The sequence below is a fragment of the Streptomyces erythrochromogenes genome (genome assembly GCF_040684695.1).
GTDB lineage: Bacteria > Actinomycetota > Actinomycetes > Streptomycetales > Streptomycetaceae > Streptomyces > Streptomyces erythrochromogenes_C.
In genome coordinates this window covers 1-14,633 of record NZ_JBFBGM010000018.1, presented here as the reverse complement: position 1 = coordinate 14,633, position 14,633 = coordinate 1, and the positions used below count along the sequence as shown (strand labels likewise).

General features: G+C 68.8%; 10 protein-coding genes and 3 pseudogenes. 7 read left to right on the top strand and 6 right to left on the bottom strand.

Going from position 1 to position 14,633, the window contains the following annotated elements; translation table 11 throughout:
* Positions 1–35 precede the first annotated feature (35 nt).
* The 3 genes and pseudogenes from AB0O53_RS24585 to AB0O53_RS24575 all read right to left on the bottom strand — a co-directional run.
* Positions 36–709 (bottom strand): annotated as a pseudogene (locus AB0O53_RS24585) (restriction endonuclease).
* A complete protein-coding gene (locus tag AB0O53_RS24580) occupies positions 709–921 on the bottom strand; it encodes a hypothetical protein (protein WP_350999273.1) in 213 nt (70 codons plus the stop codon). Before AB0O53_RS24580 ends, AB0O53_RS24585 begins: the two are co-directional and overlap by 1 nt.
* A gap of 98 nt (positions 922–1,019) precedes the next feature.
* Positions 1,020–1,340 (bottom strand): annotated as a pseudogene (locus AB0O53_RS24575) (DUF2267 domain-containing protein); the annotation flags it as partial.
* Between the two features lie 144 nt (positions 1,341–1,484).
* On the opposite strand from AB0O53_RS24575, the gene AB0O53_RS24570 reads away from it, so the two are divergent.
* From AB0O53_RS24570 to AB0O53_RS24555, 4 genes are all read left to right on the top strand, one after another.
* Entirely contained in the window at positions 1,485–1,685 is a 201-nt protein-coding gene (locus AB0O53_RS24570) for a hypothetical protein (protein WP_350999271.1), read from the top strand.
* An 892-nt stretch (positions 1,686–2,577) separates the two neighbouring features.
* Positions 2,578–3,993: an endonuclease domain-containing protein gene (locus AB0O53_RS24565; protein ID WP_365198194.1), complete on the top strand. Its 1,416-nt coding sequence runs from the start codon at positions 2,578–2,580 to the stop codon at positions 3,991–3,993.
* A 255-nt stretch (positions 3,994–4,248) separates the two neighbouring features.
* A complete protein-coding gene (locus AB0O53_RS24560; protein WP_365198191.1) occupies positions 4,249–5,961 on the top strand; it encodes a helix-turn-helix domain-containing protein in 1,713 nt (570 codons plus the stop codon).
* Positions 5,961–6,557 carry a hypothetical protein gene (locus tag AB0O53_RS24555; RefSeq protein ID WP_365198190.1) on the top strand — a complete coding sequence of 199 codons (597 nt, stop codon included), beginning with the start codon at positions 5,961–5,963 and terminating at the stop codon, positions 6,555–6,557. Before AB0O53_RS24560 ends, AB0O53_RS24555 begins: the two co-directional genes overlap by 1 nt.
* A 76-nt stretch (positions 6,558–6,633) precedes the next feature.
* Here the strand turns inward: AB0O53_RS24555 and AB0O53_RS24550 are convergent.
* Positions 6,634–7,085 (bottom strand): annotated as a pseudogene (locus AB0O53_RS24550) (TSUP family transporter); the annotation flags it as partial.
* Between the two features lie 73 nt (positions 7,086–7,158).
* Between AB0O53_RS24550 and AB0O53_RS24545 the strand changes: the two are divergent.
* The 3 genes from AB0O53_RS24545 (at position 7,159) to AB0O53_RS24535 (ending at position 9,971) form a co-directional block, all read left to right on the top strand.
* Positions 7,159–7,740: a hypothetical protein gene (locus tag AB0O53_RS24545; protein WP_365198188.1), complete on the top strand. Its 582-nt coding sequence runs from the start codon at positions 7,159–7,161 to the stop codon at positions 7,738–7,740.
* Between the two features lie 386 nt (positions 7,741–8,126).
* The gene (locus tag AB0O53_RS24540; protein WP_365198187.1) at positions 8,127–8,963 is read left to right on the top strand and encodes a hypothetical protein; all 837 of its coding nucleotides are present in this window, start codon (positions 8,127–8,129) and stop codon (positions 8,961–8,963) included.
* Positions 8,964–9,716: 753 nt separating this feature from the next.
* Complete coding sequence (locus tag AB0O53_RS24535) at positions 9,717–9,971, top strand: hypothetical protein (protein WP_350999255.1); 255 nt, start codon at positions 9,717–9,719, stop codon at positions 9,969–9,971.
* Between the two features lie 80 nt (positions 9,972–10,051).
* Here the strand turns inward: AB0O53_RS24535 and AB0O53_RS24530 are convergent, their stop codons facing one another.
* Both AB0O53_RS24530 and AB0O53_RS24525 read right to left on the bottom strand, forming a co-directional pair.
* The gene (locus AB0O53_RS24530) at positions 10,052–10,492 is read right to left on the bottom strand and encodes a hypothetical protein (RefSeq protein ID WP_350999252.1); all 441 of its coding nucleotides are present in this window, start codon (positions 10,490–10,492) and stop codon (positions 10,052–10,054) included.
* A gap of 64 nt (positions 10,493–10,556) precedes the next feature.
* Complete coding sequence (locus AB0O53_RS24525) at positions 10,557–12,713, bottom strand: hypothetical protein (protein WP_365198184.1); 2,157 nt, start codon at positions 12,711–12,713, stop codon at positions 10,557–10,559.
* Between the last annotated feature and the right edge of the window lie 1,920 nt (positions 12,714–14,633).

Genomic DNA, 14,633 nt, shown 5'->3' with positions numbered 1-14,633 from the left:
CCGACCTGATGAATGAGGGATCCGGATCCTGAGGATTAGGCAGCCCGCCTGAACCGGCCCGCGCGAGGCCCTGCGGACAGCCCGAGAAGCTCATGCAACGCTGCGCCGTCCCGGGCCCAGCGCTGAAGCCTGTCGCGGTCGACCCAGCGCACGCCGTGCCGCTCACCCCTCGCCATGGCGTCACGGGTGAAGGTCCCGTTGGCGATGACGACAGCATGCACCGCTTTGTGTACCGGCCCGACGGAGCCCTTCACCGCGTACATCACCGAGGAGCCCACCTTCCCGCCGACGCGGGTGTGTTAGGCCTGCACCACGATCCGACCGAGCCGCGGATGGTCACCGATGACATCGGCGGCCTGGTCCCCGGCACCTTCGACCCTGCGGGCCGTGCAACCGTCGCGGACCAGCAGGCCCCGCAGGACGTAGTCGAAGTGCCGGTCGTCCATCGCGTCGAACTCGACGAGGGTGATCTGCAGCGCTGCGCCCCGCTCTGCCTCCCGGCGCCGCCGTGTGCTCGCCTGCCGCCGACGCCATGCGCCCACCGCTACACGAGCGGGGCGAGTGCCAGCAGAACGGGCCAGGCCTGCGCCGACGCGCCTGCCGCTGCCACCAGCATCCGCAGGGCCAGTACGAGCACGGCCGCCACGACAACGGCGGCTGAGACCACCTCGGTCGTGCCGCGAGGACGCCGCAAGCGCGGCAGCGCCATCAGTGTGCGCTCTGCGCGGAAGCGGCCGGCTTCGGATCGGCCGCCGGTGTGGGGACGGTGGACTCGCCGAACCCGAACACCTGCCCCCACAGCCACGCACCCGCCAGCAGGTCTGCGACCATCCAGCCGCTCATCCGCTTCGCGCTGCGCGGCTTCGGGTTGCGGTGGATGTGCCCGCGTACGCGATGGAACCCGTCCGGCACCTTCGACATGCTGTTCCCCTCCCGCCGGCGGGCCGACGGCTTCTCCAGGGAGCGCGCTCTGCACAGGCTACTGACCACCCGCGCATCACATAGGTCTACGCCAAGAAGAGGTCGGGTCTGGCGAGGCGGGCGGTGACGGCGAGTACGGCGCCGGTGTCCCAGCGGGCGACGGCCGCAGTGGTGCCGACACGGTCGGCGACGTCCTTGACGAAGCCCCAGCCGGTGAGCTGTTCGGCTGCTGGAGTCTGGGCGGGGGAGGGCGAGGGGGGCCTCGACGGGCAGGCACTGGGCGAGGCCGATGCGTTCCTTGCCGGTGAGCTGGCGGCCGAGGGCGGCCAGGACGGCGCGGGGACGGCTTCCTCGGCGCGTTCGCGGGCGGCGTGGGCGCCTTTGTAGCGCATGCGGTCCAGCATCTGGTTGAACGTCATGGTGGGTACTTCTTCGCGGTCCCTCCGCTTGATCAGCCAGCCCGCCGAATCGGCAACCGGCTTGCCGGCCGCTCGACCTTGACTCGTACCCGACGCCTGCAACAGACTCGATTTGTTTGCTGATCTTCACGGGGGTGTGGACGGTTGATCGTCTTCTATGTGTGTCTCGGACTGCCGGTCGCCATACTGGTTGCGTTCCTCCTCTGGAGCGACAGGGCCACACGGACCAAGAACCTCGACGGGCTGCAGATAGAGGAACATGCCCGTCAACAAGCCCGCTTCGACAAGATGTCGCCTGCGCGCAGGTTCTACACCCCGCCGGGTGAGCCCAAGCGCCGCAGCTGACCTGGGTAGCCGTCCGAAGTCGTTGACCAGCCGGGCAAGCTTGCCGGGCCGACGTCGACGCGGATCGCGCCACAGGGTGGCCGGCGGCCCTCGGCTCGTCCTGTGGTGCCGAGAGGGCTACACGTCGGTACCACCTCAGACGGCCACGATGTAGCAGGCGCCGCTTTGCCCCTGTCGGCCTCGCGCTCGCCGCCGGCGAAGGTGTCGAGCCGCCTGCGATACCAATCGTCCCGCTGGTGCTCCCCGGCGACGGTGTGACCGCGCGGGCCGAGCTGCACACGGCGGCCGCCAGGGCCCTCGCTGCCGCTGGCCGGAAGGCGGGCACGGATGTACGGGTGGAGCTTGCTGCCGTCCGCGCGGGGTGCCGGCGCGCAGTGGTGCTCTCGGCCCGCGTGTTCCCGTCGCCGTCTGACCAGGGCTGAGGCGTATCTCCTATGGCGGGAACATTCCGGTTTGGTTGACCGTTCATGTACCTGTGGGATGCGGGAAGGGACTGTGTCCCCGGGCCCGACCTATGTCTGTGGGGAAGATCGTTCGGCTGAAGCCCTGCAGAGCCCTCCGCCGCGAGGCGACCACCCTTCCCGCCCCACACCTTGACCGCTCCGACCGGCCCCCAAGATGCGTCTCGGCACCGCATGGGCCGATGGCGCGCTGACCGACTGTGCATCCTGTACCTCAACAGCAACTGAATGAATATGGCTGCCTGAGGCGATAAAGTCCCAGCTCAGAAAGTGTCGACCCCGCACCCGCGGGGGATGGTCCAAGTTCGCCGGCTGGAAGGACGGCACGCCCATGTCGACCCCGCACTCGCGGGATGCTCTGGGAACGGACGCTGTCTTCCCGTGTTCTTCTGGCTCTCGGCGGAGGCGGTCTCGGTGGCGCGGAGGCGAGGGTGAGCGCTCGCGAGGTCCTGGCGGTTCTGAAGCCGGAGCGGGCCGGGGAGGACGATGTGCTTACGGTGGTGAGCGAGTTGGTTTCCGATGCCGGCCGTCATGCCGATGGGGCCCCTGGCGGCGCCGCGATCATGCCAAGGTTTTCTTCAGGGGCGGCCGGTATCGAGGTTGTGGGGCCTGTTGTCAGTGGTGGGTGGAAGGCTGGCCCGGTGATCACCCCACAGCTGGCTGCGACGTACCTGGCCGATGAGATGGAGCGCTGCCCCATTCCTGTGGCGCCGGGTCGTTTCCGCTACAAATACAACCGGGACGCCAGGCACGACTTCGTCTTCTTCGGACACCACCCTGTGCGCGCGTACAAGCAGTCCAATCGGTGGATGTTCCATGAGCCAGAGGTCCGGGCGGCCGGGCGTGCCATTGCCGCGCTGCCATGGGACCCGGACGACCTGGTCGACCCGCGTCCAGGCGGCTCGAGCAGGCAGGGCGGCAGTCTCCTCGAGCCCACGGGGTGGCGCGCGCAGGTTCATGGGTTGGTCGACAGTGCCGCTCGTACCGCACACGATCGGAGCGGCTGCTCGTGCGACACCCGGTGGGGACACGGCCCTGAGAAGAGTTGGGGCCTGCGGTGTGGACTGACCGCGGACACCCTGCGCGGCCAGTACAGCGAGTACGCGATGGCCTGCGTACTACCCGTACCTGCCCTGGTATGGACCCGCGACACCTGGCTGATTCCCCGGGCACTCGTCTTCATCCTCGACCAGTGGGAAGAGACCGACGAAGCCCTTGGCCGCACTCCCACCCCCTGCAAGGTGTGCGGGGCCACCTTTGCCGAACCCGGCCTACGCGGGACAACCGCCAGCGGCGGGCAGAGGTTGTGCACCACCTGCGCGCAGACTGCGCTGCTCAGCTACGCCGGGCAGTTCCAGGGGCGCGCCTACTCCAAGATCCGTGAGAACGGACCCCGAGCCGAGGAGTACCTGTGCCTGCTGTGTGACCCGCCGCGCCCGGCTGCTGTCTGGGACCACTGCCACGACCACGGCCTGGTCCGTGGTCCGCTGTGCGGCGGTTGCAACACCATGGAGGGCCACGGCAAGGAGTTCTTGACTCTGAAGGGCGCCACGGCACATCTGCTGCGGTGCGCACAATGCCGTACCCGCCGGACCCTACCCACGAACCACCGCCTCGCAGTGTTGCGCCGACATCTCCACCGCGAACAGGCAACAGAAGGCCGGGACTGCCCCCTGCACATGTGCGTGCGGATCACTGCAGAGGACGGCGGTGGATACACCTGCACCGTCATGTGCGCAGACCGGGCGCAGTCCTTCCACTTGCCCGCCGAAGAAGCATCCCGCATTCAGGCCGAGGCAGTCATGGAGGGACTCACCCACCCGTCCCAGCACCCCGAGAGACATTGAACACCCCACGGGGACGAAGTCCTTGAGCCGCATCTGGGCGTGACCGTGATCGAGGCGCCGTCGCAGCGTGCCGGCCGTCGCCTCCCTTGAGTGGGCGCACCGCACAACCGGGCGCTCCGCGGCCCGCGCCCGCAGTGCGGAAGCAGCGTTCCCCTCGGTGCCGGGGCGGAGCGACCATGATCATCACCACCCGAGCCAGCGAACCAATACGCATCCTCAATGCGCTTTCCGCATCAAGTGGTCTACGGTTGCATCATGGTGATGGGTACGGAAGAACTCTTGAGGCTCACGGTCGCCGCGCTGATGACACGCACCGGTGAACGCCAGAACGTCGTCGCCGAGGCCCTTGGCCTCTCCCAGGCCCAGGTCTCGCGTAAACAGGCCGGCCGTCAGCACTGGTCGCTGGAGGACGTTGACGGCTTGGCCGCCCACTACCGTCTGCACGTCCTGGACCTCCTCGCCGGCCCCACTCACGCGGTCGGTGTCCTGCACGGCTCGATCCCTGCCCTGCGCCCTTTCGACGTCGCCGTCCCGCCCCTGGCCGCAGAGCTGCCGCTTCCCGCCGTTCAGCTCCCCGCCCAGCCCCCGCAGCCGCCCGCCCCGCAGGCGGTCGTGCCCGCGGTGCCGTGTGTGCTGTGCGGGCAGCCGACCAGCGACGAACTCGAAGGGTTCCCGCAGCACCTGTCCGCCGAGGAGTGCGCGGCCGCCGTCGCCGCCGCGACCCCGACACCACCCGCGCCGGCTCCTGTGCCGCAGCAGCTCCCCGCCGAACCCTCAACTCCCGCGCCCGCGCCGGAAGCAGCGGCGGAAGCCGGGCCGGAGGCCGAGCTCACCCCTGCTCCCGCGGATCCGGCGCCGACTACGCCGCTCCCGGCGGAGCCCGTCGTACAGCAGGTCCAGCCCAAGCCGTTTCCCGCTGCGCCGGCAGGCCCTGCCCCGGAGCCCCAGGCCGAGCCCTCGGCGGCCCCCGTCGAGCCGGCGGTCCCGTCCGCGGGGCCGCGAGCACCGCGGGCGTACGCGTCCGGGTCGCTGGTGGACCAGATCACCGGTCGGGTGCACGAAGCGCTGCAGGAGTGCGACGGTGACCTGGAGGCCGCTCATGCCGCGCTGTTGAAGTCCGCGATCCCGGACGTCATGGCGTTCTTCAAAGCGTCGCGGGTCGGCGGCCGGTACGAACACAGTGAGTTCCCGCCGACCGCCGACGTCCTCAAGAAGCGGTCCCAGAAAGGCGCGGACGAGATCTGGGAGGGCCGCCCGAAGTGGCGCAACCCCCACATCTTCAAGGCCGCCAAGGCGGGCGCCGAGTTCGAGGTGACCGCCCTGGACATGAACGCGGCCTACCTCTCCGCGTTCAAGGCATGGTTGCCGATCGGCCAGCTCCGCGAGGACACCAGCGGCGTCCACGACCGCAAAAAGGCCGGCGTCCACCTCATCACCCCCGCCTCCTGGGAGCACACCGACCTGCCCAACCCGCTGGGCAACCGGATGGAGCCGGGGGAGTTGTGGGTGTCCGAATCCACCCTCCGACTGCTCCTCGACTGCGCCCGCGACAACCTCGCCGACGCACCCACAATTCACCGATCACTCGTCTCCGGCGGCACCGAAGTCCTCTTGGAAAAACTCCGCCGCGCCCTGGCCGAGGTCCGAAAGACTGCCCTCGCCGAGGGCGACGAACTGACCGTGAACTACGTGAAATCCATGTACTCTAAACTGGTCTCCACCCTGGGTGAATCGACCGCGAATCGTGATATGCGTCGCCCGGACTGGATGCACATCATGCGCGCGAAAGCCTTCGCGAACCTGTGGATGAAAGCCAACAAAATCCACAAGGCCGGATTGCAGGTCGTGGAGATTTCCGGCACCGACGAATTGCATGTGATCGGTGACTGGCGGCAGGTGTTCGCCGAGGGCCGGGACCTGAACCAGGTGAAGGAAAAGCAGACGTACACACTCGGGGGTAAGCGCTGATGGCCGGTTCCGAGGACCTGTGGGCCCGCTGGGGCGAATGGCAACGCCACGACGCCCGGGGCATGAAGGGCGGTGAGGCGCTGATCCTGGAGCTGAACCGGATCGTGCACGCCTCCGGCATCGTCTCGCCCGTCACCTCCCGCCGCGGCCTCACGGCCCGCCTGCGCTACCTCGACAGCCCCGCCGGCCGCCAGGCCCTCGCCGAACAGGGCGTCACCACCCGCACCGTGCGCGCCTGGATGCGCGGGAAGGCCACCCCGTCCGCGGCGTCCCGGGAGCGGATCGACGCGGCGTACTGGTGGCGGCGGCGGGAGAACCTGATCCGCTCCGGCTGGCTGGTCCGCCACCTCGACAACAACGGCCGCGGCCGCCGAATGGAGATCTACCCCGTGGATCAGAGCCACGTGGACTCCAAGTACTCTCGGCCCCTGAGCGACCGTTCGATCACCGTTCGGTACATCTGGCCCGACCTCGTCCAGGCGTGGGCGGCTCGCGACGAGGCGATGGTGGACGAGATCTGGGACGACGTCATCACCGACCTCGACTCCGACTACGCCGCCTACGCATACGTCTCCTCCATCGGAATCGGAGCCTAACCCGCCCCCCTTTGGGCAGTGAGCGGGGCTTCCCACGTGTGTGTGTGGGCTCCGGTCCTGGCCGTCCTGGTCGGCTCAGGACCTGCACCGTGTAGAGCACGCCCACGCCTGTCGCCAGGGCGGCGAGGAGGAGGCGCAGACCGACCTCGGGCAGGCGGGGCTGGAGGTGTGCGCCGAGGAGTCCTCCGGCCCCGCAGGACAGGCTCAGGAGCCAGTCCGGGCGACCTGGTCCGTAGCGGTCAGGGAGAGCAGCGCGTAGGTGCCCGCGCCGGCGAGGGAGGTCACGAAGGTGGAGGCCAGTCCCGCGGGCGCGACGGTGGCGACCGGAACTCCGCGGCCAACGAGGACGGGCCCGAGCAGCGAGCCGCCCCCGATCCCGTAGATGCCTCCGGCGATGCCGACGAGGAGGGCCAGCGTCCTGGTGGTGCGGGGTGAGGGCGGGCGGGGATCACGGGCCCGCGCCGGACGGAGGGTTCGCAGCCCCAGCCAGAAGCCGGGCGGCAGCAGGAGCACCGCGACCAGCAGACGGTCGCCCCTCGCCATCGGAGTCCGTCGATCATTCCGGGCGACAGTCCGGACCAGCGGGTGGCACCATTCGGCCATGTGCGAAGACTGTCTGGCCAGCTACACACACTGTGTTCACGTCACCACTGATGCCGCCGACGCGTACCGCCAGGCCATGCGGCTGTGCGCGCTGATGGAACACCGCGGCGACGAGGCGGAACTGCTGACGCACCTGGAGAGCGTCGACGAGGTCCGCCGAATGGCGGCGGCGCTGCCGAACTCCCGCTTTGTGCACCACCCTTACCCTGGCGCCCGACCCTCTTGCGGCGCCAACGGCTGCGAACCGGACGTGCCGGTCATGGACGACCGTGAACTGGAGGCACACCTGCCGCTCGAAATGTCGGCACGGTTCGCACGGGGGACGGCCGAGGACCGGGTCATCGCGGCACTGGGCGACAACGGCAACGCGGTCTTCCTCGTATGGTCAGGTCGCTGGCCGGACAAACCCGAGCGCGGCCTGCACGGCTCCCGCCACGACGCGGTACAGGTCGCCTTCCGCGGCGACCACGCCGACCCTGCACTGCCGTCCGGCCGGCATGCGATCCACGTCCACGTGTCCAAGCAGTCCGGCCACCGCGGCGTCGAGTATCTGGCTGCGCAAGCGGGCGTCCACCCGTGACCGACCCGACGCTCGTGCACGCTGCCGTCTGGTCCGCATCACCGCACCCGTCCATGCCGTCCTCGCCCTAGATATGACCAGCTCAGCGTGAAGTTGAAAAGATCTCACTCTCTGTGAAGTGTGCCGAAGGCTTCACCCGGACAGCCCGGTCCTGGCAAGCGCAGCAGCCTCCCGGTTTGCCGGATCCGGGAGAGTGCTGCTGAGCATGGCTGTGGTTGAGTCAGACACGGTGGGTCTCGTCCGGACAACCAGCTGAGCCTAGGCGCCGGGTCGGCAATGATCGGGGCAAGACCGATGACAACTCTGCCAGTCCGGCCTCCGAGCCAGCGCCACGCGACCAAGGCCAGGACGATCTCAGTACGTTGGCGGTCGCGCGGCGTCGGACCGTGGACGAGCACATGTTCACGGCGCCCGGGCTGCCAGGGACATTCCGCCTGCAGTTGTTCACTGCACATGGAGCGCGCTCCGTAGCCGTAGCCACCCAGCAGGCCGGTGAGGGAATGACCCTTCTCAACGGCGCGGAGAGTTTCGCGGCCGCAGTGTGGGAGCTCTACTGCCCCGAGGAGGACCTTCCGCCCGTGTGGGTGGAGCGCCAGCTGTGGCCGGAGGGATCGATCCAGGAGACCCGCTTCCGGCGGGTTGTGTTTGCCGAGGCCAGTCGCTACCGCTTGAGCCGCCCACGATGGTCTGTGATCACTCAGAAGCAACTCGACGCCCTGGCCGGGGGCGCCGTCGAGACCAGCCGCGGCTCCGGATACGTGCCGCGCCCCGTCGAGCCCGAGCCGAAGATGGTATTCGAGGAGTTCGCGGTAACTGGCCTCGCTCGCCCCCGCCCGTTCCGCGAGCCTCAGTGCATGCCGGCCGGGGTGCACTGGTGGCGGCGCTGGACCCGACAGGTACTGCCGCGCCGTGCCACCCGTACGTGCTGTTGGTACCACGGCGGCGACTGGCACCGGGTCAACGCAATGGCGCTGCAGGTGCTCAGCGATGCCCGCGAGCAGTCCGTGGGAGCTCACGACGTGCAGGAATTCGCCGTGGCATACGCAGCATCGATCAGCGCCACAGACTGGGAGACTGAGGCACTGTCCACCCTGTTCAGCACATGGGACGCCATCCAGCCCGACAGCGAGGTCGGCTACATCAACGGGCAACACCGCTCCCAGGCCATGCTGGAGGCTGGCGTACGCCGCACCGTCGTCCTGCGCCACGTCTACGAGGCGTAGGCCTGCGGAAGGCACAACCCTGGATTCTGCGTGGGCCGCCCGATCGGCCAGGGATGCCCGTCGACGCTTCCGACCTCATCGTCGGCGCCTTGGCCGACCGCGGCGGCGACGGCCACTCCTCGCCAGCGCCGTCTTCCCCCAGCCGTGTCGATATGGCGTGCGTGGGTGAGGCCCGGTGCCCGGTGCCCGGTGATCCGGGGGCAGTACCACGGGCCGCCCTTTTGCCCGAATGCCTGAACCGGTCAGGGCTGTGTGGGGCCTTCGCCGAGTGTGCGGCGGCCGCGGAACGGCTTATTGGGCGCGAGTACAGGTTCCGTTGGAGGAGCCGGCTCGGTGCCCTCGGCGGCGAGGCGGGTGTGGCGGGGCTCGGGGGAGTCGGCGGCGGTGCGGGGGCCTGTTCCCAGGACGCGGCGAGTGTTCACCAGCACAGTCTGCTCCGCCGGCCGCAAGGGGAATTGGCAGGGTCGCCTCGCTCACGAATACGGCCTTTTGTTCGGATCGTGGGGTGATTAGCCCGTTTCGTGTTTGATTTGCGGCATGGTGGCCCCCGCAGAGAGTCAGTGGCCGCGTCAGCGGCCTTTGGTCCCTCGGAAGTTGGATCCGTGCCCCGGTGATGTGGGGTTGCGCGGCTAACCCTTGCGTTCCGCACTGTGCTGTCTGCCGCTCGCCGGGGTGCGCAGACTGCAAGTCCCGGAGAGGTGTGTGACGTCATGTCCGCGGACGATCCGTGGAGACCTATCGGGAGGGAATCTCATGTCCACTGCCACCGACCTGCAGCCCCAGACTCCGCCGCAGCAGACCCCGCAGCCGCCGCAGCAGCCGCCGCAGTCGGCCGTGGACCCGCTCATGGCGCTGTGCCTGGTCCTCGTCATCTTCCTGGTCCTGGGAGGGGTCGGCTACGTCTGTGTCGTCCACCCGGCGCTGATCGCGCCGATCGGTGCGGTTGCGGGGGTGGCCGCTGCGCTGGCCGCGGCGTTCGCCGTCGTGATCGCCTTCCGCCGACGCTGACCGCCGGCCCCGCAACGGGCCTGCTCGTGAACGACCGACGCCCCGCCCGGAAGCCCGTGCGGGGCGTACGCGTGTGCAGGTCAGGGCCGGTCCTCGGCGTCGAGGATGTCGAAGGCGTTCGGGACGTCGTCCGTGCTGCTCCAGCCCGGCGGGAGGTCCAGCCCGGAGGGCAGGCCTTCGGGGCTGCTCCAACTGGGGTGCACGGCGAAGGCGGGCGGGGCTTCCTGCGCCCATGCGCCGGCGCCGGGTGCGGCTGCAGCGTCCTTGTTGGCGGCGAGCGCGTCGAGCTGGGCGGTGATGGTGTCGAGGTCGAGGAGGCCGGCGGCGTAGGCCTCGATGAACAGGCCGACGGCGTGGGAGATCGAGACTTCGTCCTGACCGGCGCGTTTCTTGCCCGCGTCCCACACGGTCCCGGACACGTTCACCGTGCGGACGACCTTCTCGTCGGTGAGTTTCCGTTCGGTGGGCCGGCCGGTGCCGGCGGGGTAGACCTTGGGGACCTGGCGGGGTGCGGTGGCCATGGGTGGCGTCGCCTCTCGTCTCTCGGGCGCGGACCGTATCAGGCCCGCGCCCCCACCCTACCCGTTAACTTATATAACTTCTCGGTTTTGAGTCCCCCCGGGAATGAAAGACACCCCAGGGCGGCCGGGGCCGACCCCGGGCCGGCGGCACTCCCGCCCCCCCCGGTGGCCCGTCCGGCGTAGGCGAACACGGGGCGAACGCACTTCTATAACTTCTCTGTTCGGAGTCCGTCCGGCGGGGCGGGGGCGTGGCCAGCACGGAGGCCTCGGCGGCAGCGCGTTCGCACCCGTTGGCCAGGAGCTCGGCGCGGTGGGCGAGTTCCGCCGCCCGGCGGGCCGGCAGGACGGCCCCGGACTCGGCGGCGTCGCTCGCCTCCCACCCGATCCGCATCCACAACTCCCGTGCCACCGCGGCGCGCCGCAGGGCGGTCCGGGCGAGTTCGCGGATCCGGGGGAGGGCCGGCGCGGCCCACCCGGGGACGGTGGTCTCGGGGGTGTCGGTCCACCGGACGGCCGACCCTGCCAGCGCGACCCGTACCGCCTGAACGGCCTGTCCGGCGCGCATGGCCCGCAACGCGTGCCCGTCCGCCACGTCCTTCCACTCGGCGACCGTCCGGCCGTGGTGACGGTCCGGCACCGCGGGCGCGGTGACGGCCGCGCTCGGCACCGCGGGTACCGGGGCGCGGTGACGGACCGCGGCCGCGGTGTGCTCCGCCCGGACGCGGTGAAGCGTCTCGTCGGCGCGCGCGCACCGTACGAGGTGGGCGGCCGCCGCGTCCCGGTCCGCGTGTTCGGTGGGAAGAGCATCCCGTCCCGACTCGATCGCGTACCAGTGGCGCCCCGACTCCCGGACGCGTCCGGCCACGTACCCGTCGACGAGCACCACCCGGCCGCCGAGTTCACCCGTGGGCTGACCGAAGCGGTACCGGTCCGCCACCGCGACCACGGTCGTCGGCGCGGCGGCCGGAGCGTCCAGTCCCTCCTCCTGCTCTGCGCGCACCGTCACCTCGGCGGCGTGGTCCGCGGCCGCGGCCGCCACCGCCACGTTCGCGGTGTGCAGCCGCTCCAGCGCCTGCCGCCGGCCCGCTTCCCCCTGGTAGCGCTGCGCGGAGCTGTGTGCCGCTTCCGCGTATGCCAGCTGCCCGCGTGCGGTCTCCAGCCGCACCTCGGCCTGCTGCACCCGGTCCACCGGCCCGGTGATCGCCCACGCGTGGACGGGGTCCGCAGCGCGGCCGGTGGTGTGCAGCCACGCGACGTACGCCGCGGCGAAGTCATCGCCGGTCCAGTGCTTCTCCGCCCACCCCTCGAACGCGTGCGAGATCGAACGCCCCTCCTCCTCACGCGCCTCCGCCCACTCCTCGGCCCCCCGCAGCACCCGGTGCCGACGGTTGTCCTCGATGCAGTCCTCCGCGTACCGACGCTCATCCGCATCCATGGCGAGCACGGGCAGCGCACCGACCGGAACCCCGGCCCGCTCCGCGGCGTGTTCGGCGCACATCAGCCGGCCGTCGCGACGGGTGCCCACCAGGTACAGCCGGACCCCGTACGCCTCGCAGTACCCGTTGAAGCCGTCCGCCACCGGGATGCCGCAGTCACCGACGTCGGTCGGTTCGGGCATCCCCGGGATGACCGCCGTACGCACGGCTGCGGGGATCACGTCCGCCAGCGTGAGCTCCACCTGACCGTCAACGGGTTCCACCCGGAGGCTGTACTGGCCACCGGTACCCCCGTCCTCGCCCCACCCGGCAAGATCACGATTCCGGGTCACCTCCGAGCCCCACCCGAACCGCGCATCGAACCGCGCCGGGCAGTAAGCGTGTTCGATGCACACCCGCGGCTCGACGCCCCACTCCACATCGGCCGGGTCCTCGCACCCGCACTCGCCGTACTCGAACGCGTCCGTCACCTCCGCCTCTTCCACCAGGGTCGTCACGGCCTTGAGCTGCATGTCCGCCAGCGCCACCCCGTCCTGCACGCCCCGGAACTCCTTGGCCACGTACCGGAAGCCCCTGGGGCCGCGCTCCCAGTACAGGAGCAACGACACCTCCCCTGCGGTGGTGTACGCCTCCAGCTCCACGACCCACGCGTCCGCGGTCCGGCCCTTCGCACCGGCCGCGCCGAACACAGCGGAGGCCTGCCACTCGTTCTCCTCGGCCGTACGGATCAGCCGCGCCGCACTGCTGGGCATGACCGCCGCCGTACCGGACGTCAGAGCAGACATTCGAACCTCCCAAGGGGCCTACCGACGGCCCGCGGCCGTCCTGTTGAGGACCCTACTTGAAGTTATATAACTTGGAGCCATCCGAAGTCCCCAGTTCACCCATTTGAGCTGGCCCGGTCCGGGCTCCCAAGTCCAGTCGCCCGCAGCCTCCCCGGCGTCGGGCGGCGAGCATGCTCCGCCGGCATCGACGGGCGTGAGTGGCGTTCGGCTGCACCCAGCGGGCGCGAGCTGGATCCAGGCAACAAAAATGGCCTCTCCATTCGGATGAGGCCTCTTAACGCTGTGACTCTAATGCCGAAAACGCGACCACAGACTAACCGCATAATAGGCGCACGCAAGACAATAGTAGCCGCATTCTGCGATTACTGAAACAATTTCCATTGGATGGTCGATTCCTTTTCTCTATTCATTTATCAACCCCGAGTGGGGTGGCGTTGCGCTGTACCTCCATCATACAGGACCGAGGCAGCCCGAGTAAAGGGCCATGCGCCCCACTGAGACGCTTTCGAAGCGGCCTCCAAGACCTAAACCAATTTTCCTTCCAGCAGGCCGAGACGCGCCGATACAAGCTGCCGAGGCGGTCCCCGCCCATACATGCGGGCTCCGGAAAATCCGCGCCGTATCCGCAGAATAGGGTTTCCAAAAACTTCCGCTCTAACCGACCGCTCGATCTCCTCTCCGTAGGTCAAGCCGGACTTCGTGCAGGCTTGGGCAGAGTGCCTGTCGTGCCCGAGCTGCGCCCCGGCCAGAAGGCCGGGGCGCAGCTTCGTGTGAGCATCAACAACAAGGACAGGCACGTTCATGCCCACGTCTGTACACGATCCCCTTGGCCTCCGAGCGGCAGCGGAGGGCTGTTCTCCCCAGCGAGCGCAATGCACCCGCCGGCCGTGAGTACATGGGTGCTGTGGGGACGGTCTCCTTAGCTTCCTTTCAGCCAGTTACGTAAGTATCGATAGGCCTTTACTCCCCCCTTCTGCAATACCACCAGCAGAGTGCAGATAGAGGCGAGGTTGTTGATCAACTCGAAGAATTCAAGCACTAGCAACAGCTCCTAGATTCGTTTTATGAGTGTTGTTTACATTGTAGTGGGGGTTTTCCATCCCGCTGGAGGCAACTACCTGACGACAGGGAATTCACACATCGGTAGTCCACTGAATACATTACCCACACGAGGGAACTTCGTAGGAGGCAACTCTGGGCTCCACCACACATATGAACATTACGTCTCCTGAGCTTTTCTGAAACCAGGTTCGAGGGAGGTCACCGATCATCAGCCGGCGCCGACCGCGCACCTCAGCGCCCCTGGGCCGGTAGGTCAATGCGATGGGCGCATGCGGGGAGCCCCAGTGAGACGGTGGAATGCTATTTCGGTATCTGGTGGATTGGTGTTTTCGGTTTTGGTATTTGGCGGATGGCTGTTTTCGGGGGTCGGGAATTGGTGGGTTTCCTTTTATTGGCGATCTTTGTGGTGTAGACCATTGGGTGTTCTGGTTGGGGGTGGTTGTTACGTTGTGTAGTGGGGTGTGGTGGGGTGGACAGAGGTCGGGGCCGGCGGGCATACTGCTACTGAGAGGGAGCGCGCAGCGCGACCGGTTGGGTCTCGGCCCCGCAGGGGCCACACTTCGATTCCCTCTTCTGACGCACCATCACAATTGCATGACATACCGTCAGAAGCCTCTGACCTGCTAGAATTAAGCCGAAGAACCCCGCGGCAGGCCCCACCCCTCTTGCCAGCCGGCCACCGCGGACCGGTAGTCCCCGAACCGACCGGGACCACCCCGCAGTCACCGCAGGTGACTGCCCATCGGGCTCACTCCGCCCGGCGTCGCGCAGCGACGCAGCCCTCTTGGGTCGTCGTCGGCGAGCGCGGCGAAGATCTTCCCGCCCACCCGGAAGGTCGGCATGCCCCATGCCGGTTTC

Coding starts and splice junctions, on each gene's coding strand:
- AB0O53_RS24545 (WP_365198188.1), top strand. CDS start 7,159: ATGTGCGAAGACTGTCTGGCCAGCTACACACACTGTGTTCACGTCACC.
- AB0O53_RS24525 (WP_365198184.1), bottom strand. CDS start 12,713: ATGTCTGCTCTGACGTCCGGTACGGCGGCGGTCATGCCCAGCAGTGCG.
- AB0O53_RS24555 (WP_365198190.1), top strand. CDS start 5,961: ATGGCCGGTTCCGAGGACCTGTGGGCCCGCTGGGGCGAATGGCAACGC.
- AB0O53_RS24560 (WP_365198191.1), top strand. CDS start 4,249: ATGGTGATGGGTACGGAAGAACTCTTGAGGCTCACGGTCGCCGCGCTG.
- AB0O53_RS24580 (WP_350999273.1), bottom strand. CDS start 921: ATGTCGAAGGTGCCGGACGGGTTCCATCGCGTACGCGGGCACATCCAC.
- AB0O53_RS24535 (WP_350999255.1), top strand. CDS start 9,717: ATGTCCACTGCCACCGACCTGCAGCCCCAGACTCCGCCGCAGCAGACC.
- AB0O53_RS24530 (WP_350999252.1), bottom strand. CDS start 10,492: ATGGCCACCGCACCCCGCCAGGTCCCCAAGGTCTACCCCGCCGGCACC.